18 protein-coding genes are annotated in these 24,241 nt (G+C 61.6%); 6 read left to right on the top strand and 12 right to left on the bottom strand.

Features of this window, described 5'->3' with window-relative positions; genetic code table 11:
* Positions 1 to 14 precede the first annotated feature (14 nt).
* The 4 genes from AB4O23_RS12890 to pap all read right to left on the bottom strand — a co-directional run bounded on the left by AB4O23_RS12890 (position 15) and on the right by pap (position 4,426).
* The gene (locus AB4O23_RS12890) at positions 15 to 461 is read right to left on the bottom strand and encodes a fimbrial protein (RefSeq protein ID WP_017527723.1); all 447 of its coding nucleotides are present in this window, start codon (positions 459 to 461) and stop codon (positions 15 to 17) included.
* 165 nt (positions 462 to 626) lie between these two features.
* A complete protein-coding gene (locus tag AB4O23_RS12885; RefSeq protein ID WP_065877765.1) occupies positions 627 to 1,148 on the bottom strand; it encodes a fimbrial protein in 522 nt (173 codons plus the stop codon).
* 471 nt (positions 1,149 to 1,619) lie between these two features.
* Entirely contained in the window at positions 1,620 to 2,804 is a 1,185-nt protein-coding gene (locus AB4O23_RS12880) for a thiolase family protein (RefSeq protein WP_017527721.1), read from the bottom strand.
* 107 nt (positions 2,805 to 2,911) lie between these two features.
* Positions 2,912 to 4,426, bottom strand: coding sequence for a polyphosphate:AMP phosphotransferase (gene pap / locus AB4O23_RS12875; RefSeq protein WP_068935616.1), 1,515 nt, complete (start codon positions 4,424 to 4,426; stop codon positions 2,912 to 2,914).
* 141 nt (positions 4,427 to 4,567) lie between these two features.
* Between pap and mnmC the strand changes: the two genes are divergently transcribed.
* Complete coding sequence (gene mnmC / locus AB4O23_RS12870; protein ID WP_135196160.1) at positions 4,568 to 6,550, top strand: bifunctional tRNA (5-methylaminomethyl-2-thiouridine)(34)-methyltransferase MnmC2/FAD-dependent 5-carboxymethylaminomethyl-2-thiouridine(34) oxidoreductase MnmC1; 1,983 nt, start codon at positions 4,568 to 4,570, stop codon at positions 6,548 to 6,550.
* Positions 6,551 to 6,556: 6 nt separating this feature from the next.
* Here mnmC and AB4O23_RS12865 read toward each other — a convergent pair whose 3' ends face one another.
* Positions 6,557 to 11,344, bottom strand: a complete 4,788-nt coding sequence (locus AB4O23_RS12865; protein WP_065876498.1) for an NEL-type E3 ubiquitin ligase domain-containing protein — start codon at positions 11,342 to 11,344, stop codon at positions 6,557 to 6,559.
* Positions 11,345 to 11,534: 190 nt separating this feature from the next.
* On the opposite strand from AB4O23_RS12865, the gene AB4O23_RS12860 reads away from it, so the two are divergent.
* From AB4O23_RS12860 to AB4O23_RS12845, 4 genes are read left to right on the top strand one after another with little or no spacing between them, the layout of a single operon-like run.
* A complete protein-coding gene (locus tag AB4O23_RS12860) occupies positions 11,535 to 13,307 on the top strand; it encodes an N-acetylglutaminylglutamine amidotransferase (protein WP_017527717.1) in 1,773 nt (590 codons plus the stop codon).
* A gap of 3 nt (positions 13,308 to 13,310) precedes the next feature.
* A complete protein-coding gene (ngg, locus tag AB4O23_RS12855) occupies positions 13,311 to 15,059 on the top strand; it encodes an N-acetylglutaminylglutamine synthetase (RefSeq protein ID WP_068937087.1) in 1,749 nt (582 codons plus the stop codon).
* Positions 15,060 to 15,090: 31 nt separating this feature from the next.
* Positions 15,091 to 16,275, top strand: a complete 1,185-nt coding sequence (locus tag AB4O23_RS12850) for an osmoprotectant NAGGN system M42 family peptidase (RefSeq protein WP_017527715.1) — start codon at positions 15,091 to 15,093, stop codon at positions 16,273 to 16,275.
* 59 nt (positions 16,276 to 16,334) lie between these two features.
* Positions 16,335 to 16,562, top strand: coding sequence for a YheU family protein (locus tag AB4O23_RS12845; RefSeq protein WP_003192759.1), 228 nt, complete (start codon positions 16,335 to 16,337; stop codon positions 16,560 to 16,562).
* 7 nt (positions 16,563 to 16,569) lie between these two features.
* Here AB4O23_RS12845 and csrA read toward each other — a convergent pair whose 3' ends face one another.
* Both csrA and AB4O23_RS12835 read right to left on the bottom strand, forming a co-directional pair.
* On the bottom strand, positions 16,570 to 16,767 hold the full coding sequence (gene csrA, locus AB4O23_RS12840; RefSeq protein ID WP_017527714.1) for a carbon storage regulator CsrA: 198 nt from the start codon (positions 16,765 to 16,767) through the stop codon (positions 16,570 to 16,572).
* Positions 16,768 to 16,894: 127 nt separating this feature from the next.
* Positions 16,895 to 17,710 carry an SDR family oxidoreductase gene (locus tag AB4O23_RS12835; protein ID WP_460089276.1) on the bottom strand — a complete coding sequence of 272 codons (816 nt, stop codon included), beginning with the start codon at positions 17,708 to 17,710 and terminating at the stop codon, positions 16,895 to 16,897.
* Between the two features lie 327 nt (positions 17,711 to 18,037).
* Here AB4O23_RS12835 and AB4O23_RS12830 point away from each other — a divergent pair, with 327 nt between their 5' ends.
* Positions 18,038 to 18,190: a DUF3309 family protein gene (locus AB4O23_RS12830; protein ID WP_015885095.1), complete on the top strand. Its 153-nt coding sequence runs from the start codon at positions 18,038 to 18,040 to the stop codon at positions 18,188 to 18,190.
* 52 nt (positions 18,191 to 18,242) lie between these two features.
* On the opposite strand, the gene AB4O23_RS12825 is transcribed toward AB4O23_RS12830, so the two are convergent.
* The 5 genes from AB4O23_RS12825 to AB4O23_RS12805 form a co-directional block, all read right to left on the bottom strand.
* Positions 18,243 to 20,330 carry an LTA synthase family protein gene (locus tag AB4O23_RS12825; protein ID WP_460063433.1) on the bottom strand — a complete coding sequence of 696 codons (2,088 nt, stop codon included), beginning with the start codon at positions 20,328 to 20,330 and terminating at the stop codon, positions 18,243 to 18,245.
* Positions 20,331 to 20,671: 341 nt separating this feature from the next.
* The gene (locus AB4O23_RS12820) at positions 20,672 to 20,863 is read right to left on the bottom strand and encodes a PLDc N-terminal domain-containing protein (protein WP_003172956.1); all 192 of its coding nucleotides are present in this window, start codon (positions 20,861 to 20,863) and stop codon (positions 20,672 to 20,674) included.
* Between the two features lie 67 nt (positions 20,864 to 20,930).
* A complete protein-coding gene (locus AB4O23_RS12815; RefSeq protein ID WP_065876496.1) occupies positions 20,931 to 21,461 on the bottom strand; it encodes a hypothetical protein in 531 nt (176 codons plus the stop codon).
* A 41-nt stretch (positions 21,462 to 21,502) separates the two neighbouring features.
* On the bottom strand, positions 21,503 to 22,018 hold the full coding sequence (locus tag AB4O23_RS12810; protein ID WP_017527710.1) for an ankyrin repeat domain-containing protein: 516 nt from the start codon (positions 22,016 to 22,018) through the stop codon (positions 21,503 to 21,505).
* Between the two features lie 107 nt (positions 22,019 to 22,125).
* Complete coding sequence (locus AB4O23_RS12805; protein ID WP_017527709.1) at positions 22,126 to 23,952, bottom strand: long-chain-acyl-CoA synthetase; 1,827 nt, start codon at positions 23,950 to 23,952, stop codon at positions 22,126 to 22,128.
* Positions 23,953 to 24,241: the final 289 nt, after the last annotated feature.

Here is a 24,241-nt window from a genome sequence, read left to right as displayed (position 1 = left end):
CAATCCATCACTGTTCAAAAGTATTCCAACTTGAACCGCACGGCGGCACTGTGGGGGCCAACGATCAGTGGCAATCCGTTGCCGATCAAACTGAGCGTGTAGTCAAGAGTCATGCTGCCTTCACTCAATGGCCTGGGCGCCATGCGCTCACCCGGCACGCTTTCCTCGCCGGCGGAATCGACGATATGCAGGGCAACGCCCTGTGAACCGCCGAAGACCGCGAATGAGCGCCCGCTTCGATCGGTCGGGCCGTCAAACGTCACTCGCATGTGCTGCCAATCCGGCAAGGTTCCCCCGGGGCGCGAAGGGTCCGGCCGACTCAACGTGCAATTGACCAGGCGCAACTGGAAGGGATGCGTTTCACCCCGCGTGTTTCGCAGCAGCCGCCCCACCGGTTCCGCAGGCATCTCGACGGTTTGATCGAGGCTGCTCAGCTCCAGCCCGCAGGCCGAATCAACCACCTCGCCGCCTAACGTGACGACCCCCTCGCCCTGGGAAGATGACTGCGCAAAAACGCAAGGGCCAAGGAGCAACGTCACTGAAAAGGCGATAGGGATATGTATGGATATATTCACGTGGACCTCCCGCCAGCGTGCCCCCGCCACCTGCAGTGGCGGGGGCGCAACTTACTGATAGGCCAAGGTGAAATTGGCCACCGCGCTGAAGTCACCGGGAACGATGTCCCCCGTGGCGACGCCTTGCACATAGGCACCGAACTGCAGGGTGTTATCACCGGCGCTGATTGGCTGCGGGGCAGTAGGCACCCCCAATTTCACCGCGCTGCCGCCGTGGGTCATCATGATGCCGATGCCGCCGGCGCCCCCCACGGTGCCGATAGCGCCCGGTACTACGGCCGACGGTGCCCCGGTGAACGTGGTGGTCACCGTGTTATCGGTCAGGTCGGCCAAATCGCACCCTTGCAGTTCGATCAGCACAGGCCGGGCCTCGGACTTGCCACCGGTTTGCAGTTGGTGCTTTGCAATGGCGCCCAAGTTAACGGTTTGATCAACGGATTCAGGCTTGATGGAACACGCCCCCGAATGAACCGAGCCCAAAAACGTCACCGTCCCTTGAGACGCTTGCGCAACGGACAACGAACCGGCCAACACACCGGCAGACAACAGCGCAACGTTCAATATCGTTTTCATTCACAGTTTCCTACTTATCAAGTGTCATTAAAAAGCGCCGCCACGGACGTGCAAGGCGCTTACTAATCAGCGGTTTAAACAATGCGTTTGATCGGGCGACCGTATTGGCCCTGGCAACTTTTTATTGTGCTTTCGGGCCGCCAATCAACGGCATGCAAGTTCCCACTCCACACTTGGATAAACAACCCATCAACATCAGATGATTGCGTAGGCAAAGTCCATCACTACAAATAGGAAACTTATGGCGTCCTACATAAATAATAAGTTGATCTGAAGGAAGCGGACTACATTGGCGTTAGTTAACGCACCTACTCACCAGCAAAAACTGTCAGAACCAAACGAGATAAACTTGAAAGTCCAACCGTGTTAAACATCGACCCATTAATGGCTTATTGATTATTTGAAGGTAAAGAAAAGGGGGAGCAAGCTCCCCCTTTCAATGGTTATCGGATGCCGCAGGGCATCACTGCGCTAGCGCACCGCCTCGAACAACCCTGTCGCGCCCATGCCACCGCCCACGCACATGGTGACGATGCCGTAACGCAGGTTGCGCCGTTGCAACTCGCGCACCAGATGCCCGACTTGCCGCGAGCCGGTCATGCCGAACGGATGGCCGATGGCGATCGAACCACCGTTGACGTTGTACTTGGCGTTATCGATTTCCAGGCGATTGCGGGCGTAGAGGCATTGGGAGGCGAACGCTTCGTTGAGCTCCCACACATCGATGTCCGCCACCTGCAAGCCGCGCGCCTTGAGCAACTTGGGCACCGAGAACACCGGGCCGATGCCCATCTCGTCCGGCTCGCAACCCGCGACGGTAAAGCCGCGGAAGAACGCCTTGGGCTTGAGCCCCAGCGCCAGGGCTTTTTCCAGGCTCATCACCAGGGTCATCGAAGCGCCGTCGGACAGCTGCGAGGAATTGCCCGCCGTCACCGAGCCATCTTCGGCGAACACCGGTTTCAAGCCCTGCAGGCTGGCCAGGGTGGTGTCGGGTCGGTTGCAGTCGTCGCGGTCCACCACGCCTTCCAGTAGCTGCACCTCGCCGGTGGCCTTGTCCTCGACCTTGTAGGTGACCTTCATGGGTACGATTTCATCATTGAACAACCCGTCCGCCTGGGCCTGGGCGGTACGTTGCTGGCTCTGCAGGGCGTACAGATCCTGTTCCTCGCGGCTGACGTTATAGCGGCGCGCGACGATTTCGGCGGTCTGGCCCATGGGGAAATAAATACCCGGCACCTGCGCCTTGAGCAGTGGGTTGATCAGGTTGTCGGTGTTGACGCTTTTCATGGTCAGGCTGATGGACTCGACGCCCCCGGCGACGATGATATCGCTGCAGCCGGAGGCGATCTGGTTGGCGGCAATCGCAATCGCCTGCAAGCCCGAGGAACAAAAGCGGTTGAGGGTCATGCCTGCCGTGCCGGTGCCCAGTTGCGACAGCACCGCCACGTTGCGCCCGATGTTGTAGCCCTGGGCGCCTTCATTGGAGCCGGCGCCGACGATGCAGTCTTCTACCGTGGCCGGGTCGATGCCATTGCGGGTCAGCAGCGCGTTGACGCAATGGGCCGCCATGTCGTCCGGACGGGTCTGGTTGAACTTGCCGCGAAAAGACTTGGCCAGGCCGGTTCGCACACTGTCGACGATCACTACTTCACGCATGGGCTACCTCGATCTTGTGGTTGTTGGGAGATGGATCGAGGATAGATCCAGGCCTGCCCGACCGCGACGATCATTCACCCCATGGATGCGAAAGCATGACGGTGAGGTTATTTCTTTTTCTTCTTGTCGCGCTTATCGGTTTCGGCGAACGCCTCCTCCAGCGCCTGGTTGATGGTGCGCAACACCTTGACCCGCGCCCAGCGCTTGTCGTTGGCTTCCACCAAGGTCCAGGGCGAGACTTCGGTGCTGGTGCGATCGACCATGTCGCCCACGGCGGTGCGGTAGGCGTCCCATTTGTCGCGGTTGCGCCAGTCGTCTTCGGTGATCTTGAAGCGTTTGAAGGGGATTTCTTCACGGGCCTGGAAGCGTTCCAGTTGGGTGTCTTTATCGATGGCCAGCCAGAACTTGACCACGATCACGCCCGCATCGCGCAGTTGCTCTTCAAAGTCATTGATCTCGCCATAGGCGCGCATCCAGTCCGCCGGTGTGCAAAAGCCTTCGATGCGCTCCACCAGCACGCGGCCGTACCAGGAGCGGTCGAACACCGTGAACATGCCCCGCGCCGGGATTTTCTGCCAGAACCGCCACAGGTAGGGTTGGGCGCGCTCGTCTTCGCTCGGCGCGGCAATCGGTACGATGTGGTACTGGCGCGGGTCCAGCGCCGCCGCCACGCGACGGATCGCGCCGCCCTTGCCGGCCGCATCGTTACCTTCGAACACCGTAATCAACGCGTGTTTGCGCATGCGCTTGTCGCGCATCAGGCCAGAGAGCCGCGCCTGCTCGGTGATCAGCTGTTCTTCGTAGTCGTCCTTGTCCAGGCGCAGGGTCATGTCGAGGCTGTCGAGCAGGCCCTTCTTGTCCACGGCGGCGATCAGCGGCGCCGGGTTCATGCCGCTGGCCTTGCCCTTGGGCTGCTTCAGGGCATTCTGCATGCCTTCCAGCAGCAGTTTGCCCACGGTGAGCCCGCGATAATTGCTGTCCACCCCTTCGATCACATGCCACGGCGCGTAATCACGGCTGGTGCGGCGCAGCACGCGCTCGCCGAAGTGCACGAACTTGTCGTAGGTCTGCGATTGCTGCCAATCCAATGGGCTGATGCGCCAACTGTGCAGCGGGTCGTCGGCCAGGGCTTTGAGTCGCGCCTTCATTTGCTTCTTGGAAAGGTGGAACCAGAATTTGAAGATCAGCGCGCCTTCATCGCAAAACATTTTTTCCAGGCGCTCGGCGCCGGCGATGGCCTGGTCGAGCCGCGCGTCCTTGATGTGCCCATGCACCCGGCCTTGCAGCATCTGGCTGTACCAGTTGCCGAAAAAGATGCCCATGCGGCCTTTGGCAGGCAACTGGCGCCAGTAGCGCCAGGCGGGTGGCCGGGCCAGTTCTTCGTCGGTCTGCTGGTCGAAGGTGCGCACTTCGATCAGGCGCGGGTCCATCCATTCATTGAGCAGCTTGACCGTCTCGCCCTTGCCGGCGCCTTCGATGCCATTGATCAAGATGATCACCGGGAAGCGCTTTTGCTGTTGCAGCTCGTACTGTGCCTCCAGCAGGGCCTCGCGCAAGGCCGGCACTTCGGCGTCGTAGGTGTCTTTGTCGATGGCGTGACCGATTTCGGCGGATTCGAACATGGGCAGCTCCGTTTCAAGATGGCTCAAGACTAGCGGATTGGGCAGCAACACGCGGGAGGAAATTCCACGCGTGCTTGCCATGGGTCAATTGATTGCCTGTTGATCAGCTAGAATGGCGGCCTTGCCTTTGCCGAGCCGCCCATGAACCCCGTATTGCCCCACGCCCAGCTCGACTGGGATGACCAAGGTCGCCCGCGCTCGCGGGTGTTCGACGACGTGTACTTCTCCGACAAGTCGGGCCTTGAAGAAACCCGCTATGTGTTCCTTGAACAGAACCGTTTGCAGGAACGCTTTGCCGCCCTGCCGGTGGGCGGGCGGTTGGTGATTGGCGAGACCGGCTTCGGCACCGGCTTGAATTTCCTGTGTACCTGGCAGTTGTTCGCGCAACAGGCGGTGGCCGGGGCGCACCTGCATTTCGTCAGCGTGGAAAAGTACCCGCTGAGTTACGCCGATCTGCAACGGGCACTGGCCCTGTGGCCGGAACTGCAGCCCTTCGCCGAACAGTTGCTGGCCCAGTACGTCGCCATCCACCAAGGCTTCCAGCGTTTAGTGCTGGACGGCGGTCGCGTGACCCTGACGCTGTTGATCGGCGATGCCCTGGAGCAACTGCCGCAGCTGGATGCCCAGGTCGACGCGTGGTTTCTCGACGGCTTTGCGCCAGCGAAAAACCCCGACATGTGGACCGCCGAGTTGTTCGCCGAACTGGCGCGGTTGGCCGCGCCCGGCGCAACCATCAGCACCTTTACCAGCACGGGTTGGGTAAGGCGGCTGATCAACGCCGCCGGCTTCAAAATGAAGCGCACGCCGGGGATCGGCCATAAATGGGAAATTTTGCGCGGTGAGTTCACCGGCTGGCCCGAACAACTGCCTGCGCCAGCGGCCGGCGCGCCGTGGTTCGCCCGCCCGGCGCGGCACACGGGCGAGCGCCACGCACTGGTCATCGGCGCCGGCCTGGCCGGTTGCGCCACCGCTGCCAGCCTGGCCGCCAGGGGCTGGCGCGTCAGCCTGCTGGAACGCCATGGGGCGTTGGCCCAGGAAGCCTCGGGCAATCCGCAGGGGGTGTTGTACCTCAAGCTGTCGGCCCACGGCACGGCACTGTCGCAACTGATTGTCAGCGGGTTCGGCTACACACGCCGCCTGCTCGAGCATTTGCAGCAAGACGTCGACTGGCAGGCCTGCGGCGTGCTGCAACTGGCGTTCAATGCCAAGGAAGGCGAGCGCCAGGCGCAATTGGCCCAGGCCTTTGCCCCTGACCTGCTGCATACCCTGGACCGCGCCGAGGCCCAGGCCCGCGCCGGTGTGCAACTGGCGCACGGCGGGCTGTTTTTTCCGCAGGGTGGCTGGGTGCATCCGCCCGCGCTGTGCCAGTGGCAAGCGCAGCAGCCGGGGGTGCAGTTGCTGCTGCATCAAGAGGCCCTCACCTTGCAGCAGGTCGACGGGCAATGGCAGGCACGCGACGGCGAGACTCTGCTGGCCAGCGCGCCGGTGGTGGTGTTGGCCGGCGCCGCCGAGATCAAGCGCTTCCCGTTCAGCGCCCAGTTGCCGCTCAAGCGCATTCGCGGCCAGATCACCCGGTTGCCGCAAACCGCCGACAGCCAGGCACTGGCCACAGTGGTCTGCGGCGAGGGTTATATCGCGCCGGCACGGTTGGGCGAACATACCCTCGGCGCCAGTTTTGACTTCGCCAGCGATGACCTGACGCCCACGGCCGGCGAGCACAGCGGCAACCTGCAGATGCTGCGCGACATCTCGGTCGACTTGCTCGAACGCCTGGCCGCCGACCAGGCAGACCCCACGCAGCTCCAGGGGCGCGCCGCGTTTCGCTGCACCAGCCCGGATTACTTGCCGATTGTCGGCCCGTTGGCCCACAGCGAAGACTTCGCCCAGGCCTACGCCGTATTGCGCAAGGACGCACGCCAGGTCCCGCAAACGCCCTGCCCCTGGCTCGAAGGCCTGTACATCAACAGCGGCCACGGCTCACGCGGCCTGATCACCGCGCCACTGTGCGGCGAGCTGCTCGCGGCGTGGCTCAACGACGAACCGCTGCCGGTGCCCGTCGGCGTCGCACAGGCCTGCCACCCCAATCGGTTTGCCGTGCGCGGCCTGATGCGCAATCAAAAGTAACGGCGTTCAGTCCACGAGCGCTTGGCAGCCCATGTCCACGGTTTTCATTTCCTCGTGGGTCAGCTCCCTGAACAACGTGCGTTCGGCGGCCTCCCTGCGATCGCCAATGGCTTCAAACTCACGCCGAAATTGCGCATCGTCCATGGAGTGAGCGCGTTCCATGATCGCATCCTGCTCCTCGTGAAACGGCGTGTTCATCAAGTCAAACCGGCCGGGATAGCGTTTACGCAAATGGGTACGCCAGAACTTGCGCCCGGTGAGGGAGTCCATGAAGGCCGGCGAAAGTTCGGCCGTGCGCACTCGCATGGAAGCCTTTTCCAGGTCCTCGCGCGTTACTCCGCTTAACCCGGCAAAACGCATATGCGTCGGCTGCCCAGGCAAGTCCAGCGATTCCACAAGGCCGGTGCGATAGGCCAGGCTGACTTCCGCCGGATCCGCCGAGGGGTCGGCCTGGCTGTGTTCATGGGCCAGTTTTTCCAGCTCATCAAGCCGAAACAGGCCACGCCCCTCGCGCAGCAATGCCGCCGTCGAAGTGCCCCGCTCACTCGCCACGCCGGCCTTGTGCACCCGCACCGCCACTTCCAGATGGCTGAAGTTGATGGCCGCCGAGTCCGTACAGTTGAAGGGGTTGGCCGCCAGGTTGAATACCTCGTTACGCAGCTCGGTGTTGTCATGCGCCGCTTCCAGCACCTCCCATACGCGCTTGTGCATGTCTTCTCTGACAAATTCGCTGTCAGCACTGTTACCCAGTTCGGATAACAACGCGAACAGGCTCTCTGAACGCTGGTCGTCTTTCAGATCGGTCCAGATCGCTTTGTGGGCGGCAGGGGACTCCGGCATCCAGATACCGCGTGCGGTCGACTCATTCATCGCCGCGATATCGTCGTGCAGGTAGCCCATGCCGATACCGGTTCGCCTACGGTAAGCGTCGAGGCTCGCGACCGTGGTCGACGACAAGGGGTTGAAACGCAGGTTAATGGTTTGGGCGATACGCCGTGGTGCGGCAAACACCCAATCAGGCAGTTGTCGAATGGCGTTGTTGCGCAGATCCACAAAGTCCAGGAAGGGCAACCGCCCCAAGCCCACCGGGAGTTCGCGAAGGTCACAATTACGCAGTTTGAGATGCACCATATCCAGCATTTTGCCCACCTCCGGCGTTGCGCCGAGGCGGTTTTCACTCAAGTCCAGGGCAATCAGGTTGCGCATATCGGCGAGTTTTTTCAGCGTGTACTCGGACAGCGTCAGGGCGTTGGACGACATCAGCAAACGTTTGAGCCCGGGCATGTGCGCCAGGATTTCCGGCAGCCGGGTAATGTTGTTGCGCTCAAGGCTCAATGATTCGACGTGGGTAAATGCCTTGAGAAAGTACGCCACGCTGTCGTCGAGTTGCATATCGTTGAGTGACACCAGCCGCAGGTGATCGAACTTGACCGCGCCAGGCAGCGACGGCAGATCGCCGACGCGCATGCCGTCGAGCTTGAGGCCCGCGACGCTTTCACGCCCCTCCCCCGGGACGAAGGTCAGACGGCGCCAGGCGTCTTCGATCAGGCCGGCCACTTGCAGGCGGCTGGTGTGCAGCTCGCCGGTAATGCCTTGGGTGGCGCGGGTCCAGCTTTTCAAACTGGCGCGCAACACCTGTAGCTGCTGCTCATGCGCCTTGATCGATTCGGCACGCTCCAGGTGGTCGGCGCCTCGCTCATCCAGGAAATGGTTGATCTGGATCTCGGTAAACAATGGAAACAGTCTGCGCGTGCGACGCACCAACGCCCGCGAGTGAGCGGCAGGCACTGGGGGGGCCGGCGGGCTGGCCTGGACGCACGCGGGAAGCGGTTCAGTTTTATCCAGAGACTCGCCGCGCAACAACGCCATGACCGCCGGACGATCATTGACGGCATGCTCAAAGAGTTCGTTGCGTAGCTTGAACCCATGGGAGCGCTCGCGCTCAGACAACCCCAGCGCGTTCAATTGTTCCGCGGGCAGCGCACGCAGCGCCGCGTCGTACAGACTCTGGCGCCCGGAGGTGGGAAGCCCCAAGATTCGCCCCGAGACGTCGTAGACTTCATGCAGCTCGCCCTGCTTGGCGATAATCCGGCGGACCTTGGCATCCGACGGCCCCACCCGCTCCAGCAACGGCCCCCCGATACTGCCGTCGCGAACTTCCAGGGCAAAATCCGCCGGCCAGCCGGGCATGCGTTTGAGCAACTGGAGCACCTGGAGCCGGCTCTCGGATAACCCCCGCGCGGGCAGGAATAATTCGGCACAGGCCCGGTCCGCCGCTACCTGTTCCATCATTTCTCGAGCCTCCTGGGCCAGGCGCATGGGGATACGCTGGTCATTGACAACCCGCAGGCGCTCAACGCTGCTGGCCCGATCAATCAGACGCTGAGCGACGCGCACCGGCAATTGGGCAAATCGCTGCTTGAACAGGGTTTGCGAAGGCCCGTTGGGCCGGTCATAGGCCTCATACAGCTTGCCGAAAAACAGCGCTGCGTTTTTCTCCATCCAGTCCGCTACCGCCCGGGCCAGGCGACGCGCGGGCGTGCCACTAGCGGGCGCCTCCTTGAGCAACTGTGCCGTGGCTTGCTCATCCAGCTTATCGAGGGCCAAGCCCAGTACTCCGTCTTCACGCAATGAGTGCTCGGTCAGACGAATACCGGTGTGCTCGGGCGTGAGGCGCAGCCCCTGCGGGTAGTTCGCGATATGCACGCCGTTGTCGTTGAACAATTCGAAATAGACGTGCTTGGGCCATGCCGGCAGCATGGGTAACGCATGCAGCAACAGCCGTTGATTCTCGGCGGTGGGCTGGCCCTCATTCACCAGGTGCCAGATACAGTCACGAATGCGCTGCTCCAGGATGAACCGTTCGGCCTGGTCTCTGAAGCGCCTGGACACGGGTTGGTTCTGCCGCGCCCACGCTTGCAATCGCGGCAGCGGCGCCTGGGTGATGTCCTGGACTGCTTCCAGCCGCAGCGCACTGAGCGCTTTGAGATCAGGCGCTATACGCCGCAGCACATACAGGCTGTTATCCCATTCGGCCGGCCGTTCGCCGCGGTAACGCCAGCCGCCTTCGCCGTTGAGCTCCACAGGCGGGGCAAACAGGTCGTGACCCGCCTGGGGTTGCAAGCGCCAGCCCCCGGACAGCTCATCGAAACGCACCTCCAGCGCATGCCCCTGCAACCGCACAAATGTCTTGTCGCCTATTTGGTAGAGGCCGTTGCTGTCCGGCGTGTCAGACAGGTCTATCGGCTGGCGATAACGACGCAGGTTGCGCTTCCACAGCCGACGCCACCCCCCTCGGGTGACCGCTTCGAAGCCATCGAACCAATCAGCCGTGTCTTGCTGCGGGTGCAGTTTGAGCGCGGAGCTGGCCTTTGCGAACGCGGCCATCAGCGCGACATTGGCCAGCACATTGGTCAGGTGCGAAAACGCTTTGCGCTTATCCCCGGCCTGCCAATCCTCATAACCGTAAAAGATCTCGCCGAGCAACTGCCCCAGGGTCACCCCCATCATCAGTTCGCCCATGACGGGGATGAACATCGCGCAGATGTTGGCCAGGGTGAGCCCGGCCTCCCAGTAGCCCTCAAGACGTTTTTGCCGTTGCTCGGCATCCACATCGGCGGTCGGCACCGCCAGGGTCCGACTGTCCACTTGCAGTTTGCCCAGCAGGCTCTCGAAGAAAAACCTGTTGAGGTCATGGGTCATCGGGCGTTGTTTGATAACCCCCAACTCGGCCTGGTCCGTCAGCGCCTTGAAAAAATCCAGCCGATTGGCCTCATCGATATAACGGGTGAAGGTCTGCCGGTAGGCCTTCGTTTTCAATTTGAGGCTGAGGTACTGCTGGAATTGGCTGAATGCCGCGTACTCGTACACCGGGCGAAAAGGTTCGCCGGGCATGTAAACCATGCATTTTTCGGTAGGGAATTGTTCAACCGAGCGTGCGGAAAACACCACCACGCCCCAGAGGCAGGCGCCGTGGATTTCCAGGCCCTGCAGGCTCACCGGCTTAGCGTTATAAAGCACATCACCTGACGCCAGCGTCGCGCCTTTTTCGAGGAACAGCTGCAGCGTGTCGTAGCCGTCTTTGGACAGGTGCTGCTTCTGATAGGCAATCAGCACCTCCATTTTCAACACGGCGACTCTCAGCTGTTTTATCGATCGCGCGACCGGTGTGAACAACGCCTGGTCATCGTTGGCGGACCGCCCCTGGGTGAGCACGTGCAGCAGGTGTTCTTGATAGCGCTTACCCAGGTCCAAGCGGCGACAGCACTTGGCAAAAGCCGCCGGCGAGGGCTTTGCCGGTGCCTGGGTGGCCAACATCGCCACCGCCGGCATGCCGTCCTCACCGACACCTTCCTGCGCTTGGGTGAAGTTCTGCATCGCGGCTTCCAACAAGCTGTGGCTGACCCACCGCGCCGGCGTGGGCACATCCCGATACAGCGGCGGCCCCAGGTTGAACCACTCGCGCTGTGGCAGCCACAGACGGTCTTCATCCACGTCGAAGCCGTCGCCAAACTCGCTGGACAGCGCGGCTTTCAGGTGTTTGCGGCAAAAAGCCTGGACATCGTCCAAGGTACTCAAGCGCACTTTTACGGCTTCCTGAAGGGACAGCGCCTCGTCTGCGGCCTCATTGAGTTGTTCCAGGAATGTGCCACCGGCGTTCATCAACCAGTCGGGCACGTTCTGTTGCAGGACCTCGGCCTTTTCCAGCTCGCCGGTGAGCTCCAATAACGCCATCGATAACTCACGCGTCGTCATCGGCTGAAGACCCTGCGACACACTGACGTCCTGATCCATGGGGGGTGCTCCTTGAAAAAATGAGGCGTCAGCTTAGGCACCTCACGCCGCAATCAAGGCCGTAATAATTAATACAACGACGCGCCCGCCAGCCTGCTTATAACCGATTGATCTAAAACTACCGCAACACAGGTGGGTCAGTTTTCGGGTACCCCCAAACCTCCCCAACGGAAAAACCGGTAAGGAACTTATGTGTGGATTAGCTGGCGAGTTACGCTTTGATCATCAACCTGCAAGCCTTGCAGACGTAGAACGCATCACCCATCACCTCGCCCCCCGAGGCCCCGATGCCTGGGGTTTTCATGCCCAAGGGCCGATTGCCCTGGGCCATCGCCGCCTGAAGATCATGGACTTGTCGGACGGCTCCGCCCAACCGATGGTCGACGCTCAACTGGGGCTTTCCCTGGCGTTCAACGGCGCGATCTACAACTTCCCCGAATTGCGCCAGGAGCTTGAAGCGCTGGGCTATGCGTTCTATTCCGGTGGCGACACCGAAGTGCTGCTCAAGGGCTATCACGCTTGGGGCGAAGCGCTGCTGCCCAAGCTCAACGGCATGTTCGCCTTCGCCATTTGGGAGCGCGATGCCCAGCGCTTGTTCATCGCGCGTGACCGCCTGGGTGTGAAGCCGCTGTACCTGTCGCGCACCGGCCAGCGCCTGCGCTTTGCCTCCGCGCTGCCTGCGCTGCTCAAGGGTGGCGACATCAACCCGATCCTCGATCCGGTGGCGCTGAACCATTACCTGAACTTCCACGCGGTGGTGCCTGCGCCGCGCACGTTGCTGGCGGGCATTGAAAAACTGCCGCCGGCCAGCTGGATGCGTATCGAGGCCAACGGCAACACCGAGCAGAAAACCTGGTGGACCCTGCCCTACGGCCCGCGTGAAGATGAGAAGTACCTGAGCCTGGAAGACTGGACCGACCGTGTGCTCGACAGCACCCGCGAAGCCGTGGCGATTCGCCAACGGGCGGCGGTGGATGTGGGCGTGTTGCTCTCCGGCGGCGTCGATTCGAGCATGCTCGTGGGCCTGTTGCGTGAGGTTGGCGTGCAGGATCTGTCGACCTTCTCCATCGGTTTTGAAGATGCCGGCGGCGAGCGCGGTGACGAGTTCCAGTATTCGGACCTGATCGCCAAGCACTACGGCACCCGTCACCACCAACTGCGTATCGCCGAAAGCGAAATCATCGAGCAACTGCCGGCGGCGTTCCGCGCCATGAGCGAGCCGATGGTCAGCCATGACTGCATCGCCTTCTACCTGTTGTCGCGGGAAGTGGCCAAGCATTGCAAGGTTGTGCAGAGCGGCCAGGGTGCCGATGAGTTGTTCGCCGGTTACCACTGGTACCCGCAAGTGGACGGCGCAAGCGACCCGTATGCTGCCTACCGTGAGGCGTTTTTCGACCGCAGCTATGACGACTATGCCGCCACCGTCGCACCAAAATGGCTGACCGCCCATGACGCCGCCGGCGACTTCGTGCGCGAGCATTTTGCGATGCCGGGCGCCGATGCCGCCGTGGACAAGGCCCTGCGCCTGGACAGCACGGTGATGCTGGTGGACGACCCGGTCAAACGTGTCGACAACATGACCATGGCCTGGGGCCTGGAAGCGCGCACACCGTTCCTCGACTACCGCCTGGTAGAACTTTCGGCCCGTGTGCCGGGCCGGTTCAAGCTGCCCGACGGCGGCAAACACGTGCTCAAGGAAGCGGCGCGCCGGGTGATCCCGAGCGAGGTTATCGACCGCAAAAAAGGTTACTTCCCGGTACCGGGCCTCAAGCATTTGCAAGGCGACACCCTGAACTGGGTGCGCGACCTGCTGCTGGACCCGAGCCAGGACCGCGGCCTCTTCAACCCCGCCATGCTCGACCGCTTGCTCACCGACCCCCAGGGCCAATTGACCCCGCTGCGCGGCTCCAAGCTGTGGCAACTGGCAGCGCTGAACCTGTGGCTCAGCGAACAAGGAATTTGATCCATGAAACCTAACGCCGCGGCGTATAGCCAACGCTTGCTCAAAGGCCAGGCCCCCACTTACGAACGCCTGCAGGCGCGCCTGGCCGAAGACGGCAGCGCGTTGGCCGCCGAACCGATTGCCGTGCATTGCGGCTGGGGCCGGTTGTTGATCGGCCATACCTTCCCCGACCCGGCCAGCCTGGCGGGGGAACTGCTGAATGAACAGCCCGGCGAACGCGACATCGCACTGTACGTGGCCGCGCCCCAGCAGATCCTCGGGATTGACCCGCAGCAATTGTTTCTCGACCCCTCCGACACCTTGCGCCTGTGGTTCAGCGACTATCGCCCGGCCACCCGTGTGTTTCGCGGCTTTCGTATCCGCCGGGTACAGAGCGAAGCCGACTGGCAGGCGGTGAACCAGTTGTATCAAGGGCGCGGCATGTTGCCGGTCGACGCCGAACGCCTCACGCCGCGTCATCAGGGTGGCCCGGTGTATTGGCTGGCGGAGGACGAAGACAGCGGCGCGGTGATCGGCAGCGTGATGGGGCTCAACCACCAGAAAGCCTTTCACGACCCGGAAAACGGTTGCAGCCTGTGGTGCCTGGCCGTCGACCCGCTATGCGCGCGCCCCGGCGTCGGCGAAGTGCTGGTGCGTCACTTGGTGGAGCACTTTATGAGCCGTGGCTTGAGCTACCTGGACCTGTCGGTGCTGCACGATAACCGTCAGGCCAAGGGGCTTTATGCCAAGCTCGGTTTCCGTGCGCTGACCACGTTTGCGATCAAGCACAAGAACGGCATCAACCAGCCGCTGTTTCTCGGCCCTGGGCCGCAGGCGGGGTTCAACCCGTATGCGCGGATCATCGTTGAAGAAGCCCACCGACGCGGTATCGATGTGCAGGTGGATGATGCCGATGCCGGTTTGTTCACCCTCAGCCATGGCGGGCGCCGCGTGCGCTGCCGTGAGTCACTGAGCGACCTGACCAGCGCCATCAGCATGACCCTGTGCCAGGACAAGAGCCTGACCCACAAGGTGCTCAAGGCCGCCGGTTTGCAGTTGCCGTCGCAGCAATTGGCGGGCAGTGCCGACGAGAACCTGGAGTTCCTCGACGAGCACCAGCGCGTGGTGGTCAAGCCGCTGGATGGCGAGCAGGGCCAAGGCGTGGCGGTGGACCTGCAGACCATCGAAGAGGTGCAGCAGGCAATCGAAAACGCGCGCCAGTTCGACAGCCGCGTACTGCTGGAGAGCTTTCATGAAGGCCTAGACTTGCGCATCCTGGTGATCGGCTTCGAGGTGGTTGCCGCCGCGATTCGCCGCCCCGCCGAGGTGACCGGTGACGGCCAGCACTCCATCCGCGCCCTGATCGAGGCCCAAAGCCGTCGCCGTCAGGCCGCCACCGACGGCGAAAGCAAAATCCCCCTGGACGCCGAAACCGAACGCACCCTTGCCGCCGCAGGCTACGACTACAGCAGCGTCCTGCCCCGTGGCCTAACCCTGGCGGTACGCCGTACCGCCAACCTGCACACCGGCGGTTGCCTGGAAGATGTCACCGCGATCCTGCATCCCACGCTCAAGGACGCCGCCGTGCGCGCCGCCCGCGCCCTGGACATCCCCATGGTGGGCCTGGACCTGCTGGTGCCCGCCGCCGATCAACCAGAGTACGTATTTATCGAGGCCAACGAACGGGCCGGCCTGGCCAACCATGAACCGCAGCCCACCGCGCAAAAGTTTGTGGACCTGCTGTTTCCACACAGCCAACCGGCCGCCCAATGACCTGAGCACGCTTATCTCATCAGGAATTTTTATGACTCGAACCATTCCCGAACCTGATCTCAACTACCTGCAAAAAGTCCTGCTGGAAATGCTCGCCATTCCCAGCCCTACCGGGTTCACCGATACCATCGTGCGCTACGTCGCCGAGCGTTTGGAAGAACTCGGCATCCCGTTTGAAATGACCCGGCGCGGCACCATCCGCGCGACGCTCAAGGGCCAGAAAAACAGCCCGGACCGCGCCGTCTCCGCGCACCTGGACACCATCGGTGCCGCCGTGCGCGCAATCAAGGACAACGGCCGCCTGACACTTGCCCCCGTAGGCTGCTGGTCGAGCCGCTTTGCCGAAGGCAGCCGCGTCAGCCTGTTCACCGACAACGGCGTGATCCGTGGCAGCGTACTGCCGCTGATGGCCTCCGGGCATGCGTTCAACACCGCCGTGGATGAAATGCCGGTGAGTTGGGACCATGTGGAACTGCGCCTGGACGCCTACTGCGCCACCCGCGCCGATTGCGACTCGCTGGGCATCAGCGTCGGCGACTACGTGGCCTTCGACCCCTTGCCCGAGTTCACCGAGAGTGGGCATATCAGCGCACGCCACCTGGACGACAAAGCCGGCGTCGCTGCCCTGCTCGCTGCGCTCAAGGCGATTGTCGACAGTGGCGAACCCCTGCTGATCGACTGTCACCCGCTGTTCACCATTACCGAGGAAACCGGCAGCGGTGCCGCAGCCGCGCTGCCGTGGGATGTGAGTGAGTTCGTCGGCATCGATATCGCCCCGGTCGCGCCCGGCCAGCACTCCAGTGAGCATGCGGTGAGCGTGGCGATGCAGGATTCCGGCGGGCCCTACGACTATCACCTGTCGCGTCATTTACTGCGCCTGGCCGCGGACAATGACCTACCGGTGCGCCGCGACCTGTTCCGCTATTACTTCAGCGATGCGCATTCCGCCGTGACCGCCGGCCACGACATTCGCACCGCGCTGCTGGCGTTCGGTTGCGACGCGACCCACGGTTACGAGCGCACCCATATCGACAGCCTGGCCGCGCTGAGCCGCCTGTTGGGCGCGTATATCCTCAGCCCGCCGGTGTTTGCCAGCGACGCGCAGCCGGCCCAGGGCTCACTGGACCGCTTCAGTCACCAGTTGGAACATGAGACGCAGATGGAGAGCGACACGCGTGTGCCGCCGGTGGACAGCCTGGTCGGCCACAAGTCCTGACGCTGGTCAGCAAGGCCCCGGCGCAGTAGCATCGCCGGGACCTGACACCTGAGGCTTGTATGCTGATTCCCTACGACGCACTTGAAGTCGACACCCTGACCCGCCTGATCGAGGACTTCGTCACCCGCGACGGCACCGACAACGGCGACGACACGCCCTTGGAAACCCGTGTACTGCGTGTGCGCCAGGCGCTGACCAAAGGCCAGGCGCTGATCGTGTTCGACCCCGAAAGCGAACAATGCCAATTGATGCTCAAGCATGACGTGCCCAAGCATCTGTTCGACTGAGGGCGTTCTAGAGTTGGATGACGGGTTGGGCAGACGGCGTCTGGCGTTCTAGGATCTTGCGGTAGACCTCGGCACGATGTACGTGCACGCCAGGCGGCGCTTGGATGCCGAGTTTCACTTGGTTGCCCTTCAGTTCGAGGATATGCACGGTGATGTCATCACCGATGGAGATGATTTCGCCTACGGCGCGGCTTAAAACCAGCATGGCGGTGGACCTTTTGGAGTGACAGGACCCCGACCATGCGCGCTGAGGATGGAGGCTTCAATGGCTCGCGGCGAAATCAGGCAACACCTACGGATGCAGGTAATTTGCCTGACAGACCGCTGCCGAATCAGCCCTTAACTGCCTGCGCCTTGGCGCGCATTTTGTCGGCCATGGTGGTCATTTCGTCGTACAGCAACTGCGGGTTCTTCTGCTTCAACGCCCACGCCATCCGGCCCTGCTCGTGGGGCAGGATCATGAATTCGCCCTGTGCCACGCGCTGATAAATGTAATCGGCAATATCCGCCGCCGAGATCGGCGAACTTTCCAGCAGTTTGCCCACTTGGGCTTTCATGGCGGGGGTCGGCCCACGGAACGAGTCCAGCAGGTTGGTCTGGAAGAACGACGGGCACACCACATGCACGCCGACCTCCTGCTGCTTGAGCTCCACCAGCAAACTCTCCGACAACGCCACGACGCCAGCCTTGGCCACGTTGTAGTTGCTCATGGTCGGCCCTTGCATCAGCGCCGCCATGGAGGCGATGTTGATGATACGGCCCTTGCTCTTTTCCAGCAGCGGCAGGAATGCCTTGCAGCCCTTGACCACGCCCATCAGGTTGATTGCGATCTGCCAATCCCAATCTTCCAGGGACAACTCGGCGAAAAAGCCCCCCGAGGCCACGCCGGCATTGTTGACGATCACATCGATACCCCCGAGCTTGACCTCGCAGGCCTGGGCAAACGCGGTGAGCTGGCTGTAGTCACGTACGTCGCAGCGCTGGATAAACCCGTCGCCACCGGCCTCACGCACCCGCTTCAGGGTTTCCTGCAAGCCGGGCTCACTGACATCCGACAAGGCCAATTGCCAACCCTCGCGAGCCCAGCGCAGAGCGATTTCGCGACCCAGGCCGGACCCGGCGCCAGTGATCATCATGCGATTTTGCATAGGAAGTAGCCTTGTGGTTCACAGAAGAAGTGATCGGCAGTGTAGCGAAGGTTTTTCCCGTACCCACGCACCATCAGAATGATGAATGCCCCAGGCAAACCGAAGGCCGGGTCGGATGCCCGCGCGAGGCCTAAGTTCAATCTTTTTTGACTAACGAGGCGTACGGACGCGTGCGTTAAAAGAAATAAGCGAGCGATCGAAATGCTTTAAAAAAACTTGGAATTTTCTTTGAAGTGACAGAGTCGGAGTTATTAAGGCGTCCGTCATTAAGTGCCGGGCCTATCGTTAATAACCGGTCTTTGCAGAAAGCCAATAAGGAAAAAAAACATGAGCCTGATTCTGATCATTATCTTGATCCTGCTGCTGGTCGGTGGCCTGCCAGTGTTCCCTCACTCGCGTAACTGGGGTTATGGCCCGTCGGGCATCCTCGGGGTTGTGCTGGTGGTACTGCTGGTGCTGTTGTTGCTCGGTCGGATATAAACGCCGGATAAAAAAAGAGGCCTTCACAGGCCTCTTTTTTATTGCCGGTTAGTTAGTCCGGCTTGCCGTCAACCACACCGGCGGTGTTGTTCAACAGGCTCTTGGTGGCCGTTTGCAGGAACGATTCAAGTTTCTGCTTGAGTGCCGCCTCGTCCGGCGAGTCGGGGATCACTTTACCGCTCGGGTTGGCGCCCAATTCGTATTCCCACAACTTCGGCGGCATCTCCTTGGGCAGTACCAGAATGCGCTCGGCGGTGACCAGCGCCACCGTCTGATCGCTGCCCGATGGCTTGATCACGCCGAAGCCCTTGTCGCCTTCCGGCAGGTTCAGCAGGTCGCGACCCCAGCACTGGTGCAGCGTGTCGCCACCGAGGCGGCCCATGATGGTCGGCACGATGTCGATCTGGGTGCCCACGGTGTGGTCGCGCTCGCCGAACTTCTCCTGCATGCCGGGTGCGATCATCAGCATCGGCACGTTGAAGCGGCCCAGGTCCATCTCGGTGATCTGCTGTTCGTTGCCGAAGCCGTGGTCGCCCACGATCACAAACAGGGTTTCCTTGAAGTACGGCTCTTTGCGGGCCTTTTCAAAGAACTGGCCCAGGGCCCAATCGGAGTAGCGCATGGCCGTCAAATGCTCGTTGAGGCTGCCACGGTCTGTGACTTTCTCGACCGGCAACGGCGTCGGCAATGCGTACGGCGTATGGTTGGACAGGGTTTGCAGCAGTGCGTAGAACGGCTTGCCGCCCTCACGCGCCTTCAACTCTTCCAGGCCGCGGTTGAACATGTCCTGGTCGGACACGCCCCACGTCGGGTCGGAGAACACCGGGTTGACGAAGTCGTTGCGACCAATGAAGTTGGTCATGCCCTGGTTGCTGAAGAAACCCGACTGGTTGTCCCAGGCGAAATCGCCGTTGTAGACATACACGTCGTCAAACTTGCGGGCACTGAGCAACTGCGGCAGGCCCGACAGCTTGTGGCTGCCTTCCGGGGTCTGCATCAGGTATTCGAAGCCCGGCAGGTTCGGGAAGCAGGCCATGGTGGCGAACATGCCCTGGTGGGTGTGGGTACCGTTGGAGAAGAAGCGGTCGAACAGCAGGCCCTCCTTGGACAGTTTGTCGAAATACGGCGTGATGTTGCCCGGCCGGCCCAAGGCGCCCACCGAGTGACCGGCGAAGCTTTCCATCAGGATCACGACCACGTTCTTGATCGGCAGGGTCTTCTCGACCGGTGGCATGTAGTCACGGCGCACGGCGGCGGTATCGGTGTCTACCAGCTTTTCTTGCGGCAGCACCAGCATGTCACGCACGGTCTGGGTGGCCAGCGGCTGGTCCAGGGTAGCCTTCCAGATGTTGGAACGGTCTTCACCGAACCGCGCCTTGGCCGCCGCGATCAGCGACAAGGTGCCATTGAGGCCCAACTGGTTGGCGAAGTTCGAATCGGTGGTGTACACATCGCCCCAACGCAGCGGCGGGCCTTGGCGCAGGGTGCCACGGGCGGCGACCACGGCGATCAGCAGGCAGACCACGAATACCGCGATGCGCGAGTACCACGGGGCCACCTGGCGGGTGCCGATGCTGCCGCCGCTGAACGGCCCGCGTGGGCGCGTGGCGCGGTCGGCGCCTTTGAACGCCATGCTCAGGATCAGCGTGCCCACGGCCCAGGCCAGCAGGTAGCGCACCACTGGGAAACCGTACCAGAGCATGCTCATGACGGTTTTCGGGTCTTCCTTTACGTACTGGAAGACCAGCCCGTTGAGGCGCTGGTGGAACTCGCGGTAGAAGTCCATCTCCATCAAGCCCAGGAACAGGGCGATGCTGGATGCAATAGTCAGCCAGAAACGGAAGAACCCCCGCGCGGCCATGGCGCGTACGCTGAACAATGCCAGCAGCAACGGGATAAGCAGGTACACCACCAGGCGGATATCCAGGCGCAGGCCGTTGGCGAACGCTTCAAGGAAGGTCGAGGCCGGCGTGTCGAGGATCATCTCGCGGTTGTATACCAGCAGCGCCAGGCGCAGCAGGGAGAGCATCACCATCATGACCAGTGCGCAGAGCAGCGTGTACGCCAGATGGGATTTGACGGTCGGTTGCAGCAGGCGATTAGAAGCTCGCTGCTGACTCAGGGCGTCCGGGTTTGCCATGTCGTTTCAGGACCCATTGGAAGTTTATGTGACGAAATATCGCGGTGGCGCGAATGGTGCCCGATCAATCACAGCAAGGCTATTAATTAGTGAACGAGCACCGCTGCGCCACCTTTAATAGCAGGCAGGTAAAGCCGGGGAATTGTCTTGGACGGGGTGTGAAAATTATGTGCAGCGAATATTTCGATACATAAATCTATGGAGCACGCCCAAAGCAAATGTGGAAGGGGGCTTGCTCCCGATAGCGGTGGATCAGTCAGAACAGCTGTGACTGATAAACCGTCATCGGCAGCAAGCCCCCTTCCATATTGACTGTGCCCACTCCAGCAGGAGTGAAGCGATCAGATCCGCACGTTACCCCGCGGCCCGGCAATCGCCCAGATGATCAGGCCAAGTACCGGCAGCAGCAGGATCAGCAGGATCCACAGCACCTTGGCGCCGGTGCTCGCGCCGCTTTTGAATACGTTGATGATCGCCCAGATATCCAGCGCCAGGATGATCAGCCCGATCAAGCCGTTAAAAGTGGAACCCATGGTGTCGCTCCTAAGTGAGGGCATGCACTTGTAGGATAGTCAGCCCTGGCAGGGGTTCCGTTTTATTTCAGATGTGCACGGCGATCTTCAGCGCTTCCAGGGACGGCTCGGCCTTGATACCCACTTCGGCACACAGTTGCAGCACACGCGGCAGGTCGTTACCGAACACCAGCACGGCCTGGATCTCGTCATCCAACAGTTGGCTGAAGTTGAGCAGCACATAGCCACCCTCTTCGGGGCTAAGCGCACTCATCTGGATCTGGATGCGGTTCAGTGCAGTGAGGTCCTCGGTCTTGGCCAATTGCTTGGGCTTGAGGTTGAACGCCACACCCGGACCAAACGACGCGACGATTTGTGCATACAGGTCGGCATAGGTATCGGCTTGGAACAGCGCGGTGTCCGGCAGGCTACCGACCACCACCCACTCTCCCAGCGGGATCGGAAAGCTGTCGTCGTAGTTGATGTCCGGGTTGGCCGCCAGGAATGCCGCGGGATCGGCGTAGGCCTGGGCGGCTTCCTCGGCGATGCGCGCCACTTCGTCCTCGCCCATGACCCCGGCGCTGATTTTGCTGATGAGTTCGACGAGGGCGGTTTTCATGGGGCAATCCTGTGACGGGCGGGTTTTGGAGGGCGCGTAGCCTACACCAGTTTCTGCAACCGCGCCGCCGTATCCACCGCGCCCATGGTTTGGGCCGCCGCCAGCGCGGTCGCGCCCTGCGCATCGGTGGCCTTGGGGTCAGCGCCCTGGTCGAGCAGGTAGTCGAGCATTTCGACGCGGTTGAACATGGCCGCCATCATCAAGGCCGTGCGCCCGTCGGATGAAGCCGCTGCCACCGGCGTACCGCCTTCGATGAGCGCCTGGACCACAGGCAAATGGCCCTTGAACGCCGCGCCGGCAATCGGCAGTTGGTTCTTGTCATTGGCGATCAGCGGGTCCGCCTTGAATTCGAGCAGTACTTTTACCGCCTCGGCGTGGCCGTGGTAGGCCGCGAGCATCAACAAGGTATCGCCGTTGTGGTTGCGAAAATTGGCCGGCAAGCCCTTGGCCAGCAAGGCGGCGAGCATCGCGGCATCGCCTCGGCGGGCCACGTCGAAGACCTGCTCGGCAAATTCGGCGGCTTCGTCTTCGGTCATTTGTTTTGGCTGGTCGGACATGCGGGGCTCCTGGTGTGGCGACGTCGGGTATTCAATAGAGGCGCCCAGTGTCGCGATGGAGTTCCCACCTGTCATGGCTTTTTTGTCAAAAGCCGCCATAGGCACAATCAATAACGGAACTGGCCGCCCTGAATCTGCGCCAGCAATTGACCCGTCACCGGTACGTAGCAGTCGGACCCCGGCAGCCACGCGTACACCGGGTCATTGCCGGCCTTGTCCGGATCAAACGCCTCCTCCTTGAGCTTGACCTTCTGGTACTTGAACGTACCGGTGGTTTCCATCTTGACCTTGATTCGCAGGAACAACGGCACCGCATAGGCCGGCAACTGGCCATGGGCAAATTGCAGCAATTCGCGCATGTCCAATGCCGCCAGGGATTCGCTCGGCGTGATGGCGACCATGCCTGCGCGACCGTTGGTGTTGTCGATCTCGACGCCATAGGCCACCACTTCGGCGATCTGTGGGTGTTGCAGCAGGACGTTCTCGACTTCGGTGGTGGAGACGTTTTCGCCTTTCCAGCGGTAGGTGTCCCCCAGTCGATCGACGAATTGCGCGTGGCCAAAGCCGATGCTGCGCAACAAATCACCGGTATTAAAGTAGCGATCGCCCTTTTCAAACACGTCGGTGAGCACCACCTTGCCGTTCTTTTGCGGGTCGGTGTAACCGTCGAAGGGTGATTTTTCGTCAATCCTGGCCAGCAACAGGCCTTGCCCGCCGGTGGGCACCTTGCGCATATAGCCATCGCTGCCACGCAGCGGCTCGCCGTTGTCGTGAACGTAGTCCACCAGGGCCCAATGCTGCAGGCAGAAGCCGATGGTGTTGTCGAAATTCAGCACGTTGGTAAACCCGATATTGCCGTCGCTGGCCGCGTACAACTCACAGATGTGTTCGACGCCATACCGCGCCTTGAACTGCGCCCATACGCCGGGGCGCAAACCATTGCCGACCATTTTGGTCACGCGGTTATCGCGGTCGCTTGCACTGGGCGGCTGGTCCAGCAGGTAACGGCACAGCTCACCGACATAGCCAAGGGTGGTCGCCTTGAATTTGCGCGCATCGTCCCAGAACTGGCTCGCGCTGAACTTGCGGCGGATGGCAAACCCCGAAGCCCCGACAATCGCCGAGCCCCAGCACACACACAGACCGGTGGCGTGGTAGAGCGGCAAGGTGCAATACAGAACGTCGTCCCGGCCCATGTCCAGCGCAATGCGGCCAAAGCTGACGGCGGTTTTGGTCCAGCGGCCGTGTTTCATGATGCCCGCCTTGGGCAGGCCCGTGGTACCGGAGGTGTAGATATAAAAGCAGGGGTCGTTGAAGAAGATCTGCGCGGTGCTGGCGGGGTTGTCCACCGGGCACTCGGCGCTGGCCGCCAGCAGGTCGATGTACCCCTCGGGCATTTCGCCGGATAGCTGATCGGCGACGAACCAGGTTCGCGCCGCCGGGATCTGCACCTGATCGCGCACTGCCCCGTAGGCAGCCACGAGTTCCGTGCCCACCACAATCGCCACCGGGCTCACCAGGTTCAGGCTGTGCACCAGCGCAGCTTGAGTTTGCGCGGTATTGAGCATGGCGCAGATGCCACCGAGCTTGGCCACGGCCAATACGCTGAGGAGTAATTCGGGACGGTTTTCGATAAACAGTGCCACCACGTCGCCCTTGCCGATGCCCTGGGCCTGCAGGTGGTAGGCGATGCGGTTGGCATATTGATTGGCTTCGCGATAGCTGAGGACCCGGTCGCCATACAACAATGCCTGGCCGTCGGGGTTGCTCAGGGTGGCTTGCTCAAAGTGCCAGCCCAACCCGCACGGCTGCGCGGGGTCGGTTACGTTGGCGGCACGCATGCCGCGAACCACCCGAGGTAAGGCACGCACAATGGCGGGCACCTTACGCAGCAGCTTGGCCCAGGTGATCATGTCGCTCTGCGGATGCCTCATGGGAACGTCCTTTTTCTTATTCTTCGTATGATCCGGCAACACCGGCATTTTCCACGCAAGCTTCGTAGGCGAGAGGCCCAATGCCATGCAGGAAAATACGCCAGCCATTCTTCGGCTGTACACGCGCGATTTGAAAAGTTTTGTATCCCAGCCCATGCCCTTGCAAAAGGGAATTTACCTACGCCACGGCGGTCTTTATGAATAAGCGCGCCCCCAGCCGCCTCCGCGAGTAGAGCAAAATGCAGTGTGCATGATGGCCATTCATGCAAATTGCACGAAATCGAAAAAT

Source organism: Pseudomonas sp. H2_A10, assembly GCF_054680085.1.
The sequence above is the reverse complement of the archived record's forward strand: the minus strand, read 5'-3'. Positions and strand labels throughout refer to the sequence as shown.

Excerpts from the sequence above, each read along its gene's own strand:
- AB4O23_RS12885 (WP_065877765.1), bottom strand. The coding sequence starts at position 1,148 with ATGAAAACGATATTGAACGTTGCGCTGTTGTCTGCCGGTGTGTTGGCC.
- AB4O23_RS12880 (WP_017527721.1), bottom strand. The coding sequence starts at position 2,804 with ATGCGTGAAGTAGTGATCGTCGACAGTGTGCGAACCGGCCTGGCCAAG.
- pap (WP_068935616.1), bottom strand. The coding sequence starts at position 4,426 with ATGTTCGAATCCGCCGAAATCGGTCACGCCATCGACAAAGACACCTAC.
- mnmC (WP_135196160.1), top strand. The coding sequence starts at position 4,568 with ATGAACCCCGTATTGCCCCACGCCCAGCTCGACTGGGATGACCAAGGT.
- AB4O23_RS12865 (WP_065876498.1), bottom strand. The coding sequence starts at position 11,344 with ATGGATCAGGACGTCAGTGTGTCGCAGGGTCTTCAGCCGATGACGACG.
- AB4O23_RS12860 (WP_017527717.1), top strand. The coding sequence starts at position 11,535 with ATGTGTGGATTAGCTGGCGAGTTACGCTTTGATCATCAACCTGCAAGC.
- ngg (WP_068937087.1), top strand. The coding sequence starts at position 13,311 with ATGAAACCTAACGCCGCGGCGTATAGCCAACGCTTGCTCAAAGGCCAG.
- AB4O23_RS12850 (WP_017527715.1), top strand. The coding sequence starts at position 15,091 with ATGACTCGAACCATTCCCGAACCTGATCTCAACTACCTGCAAAAAGTC.
- AB4O23_RS12845 (WP_003192759.1), top strand. The coding sequence starts at position 16,335 with ATGCTGATTCCCTACGACGCACTTGAAGTCGACACCCTGACCCGCCTG.
- csrA (WP_017527714.1), bottom strand. The coding sequence starts at position 16,767 with ATGCTGGTTTTAAGCCGCGCCGTAGGCGAAATCATCTCCATCGGTGAT.
- AB4O23_RS12835 (WP_460089276.1), bottom strand. The coding sequence starts at position 17,710 with ATGCAAAATCGCATGATGATCACTGGCGCCGGGTCCGGCCTGGGTCGC.
- AB4O23_RS12830 (WP_015885095.1), top strand. The coding sequence starts at position 18,038 with ATGAGCCTGATTCTGATCATTATCTTGATCCTGCTGCTGGTCGGTGGC.
- AB4O23_RS12825 (WP_460063433.1), bottom strand. The coding sequence starts at position 20,330 with ATGGCAAACCCGGACGCCCTGAGTCAGCAGCGAGCTTCTAATCGCCTG.
- AB4O23_RS12820 (WP_003172956.1), bottom strand. The coding sequence starts at position 20,863 with ATGGGTTCCACTTTTAACGGCTTGATCGGGCTGATCATCCTGGCGCTG.
- AB4O23_RS12815 (WP_065876496.1), bottom strand. The coding sequence starts at position 21,461 with ATGAAAACCGCCCTCGTCGAACTCATCAGCAAAATCAGCGCCGGGGTC.
- AB4O23_RS12810 (WP_017527710.1), bottom strand. The coding sequence starts at position 22,018 with ATGTCCGACCAGCCAAAACAAATGACCGAAGACGAAGCCGCCGAATTT.
- AB4O23_RS12805 (WP_017527709.1), bottom strand. The coding sequence starts at position 23,952 with ATGAGGCATCCGCAGAGCGACATGATCACCTGGGCCAAGCTGCTGCGT.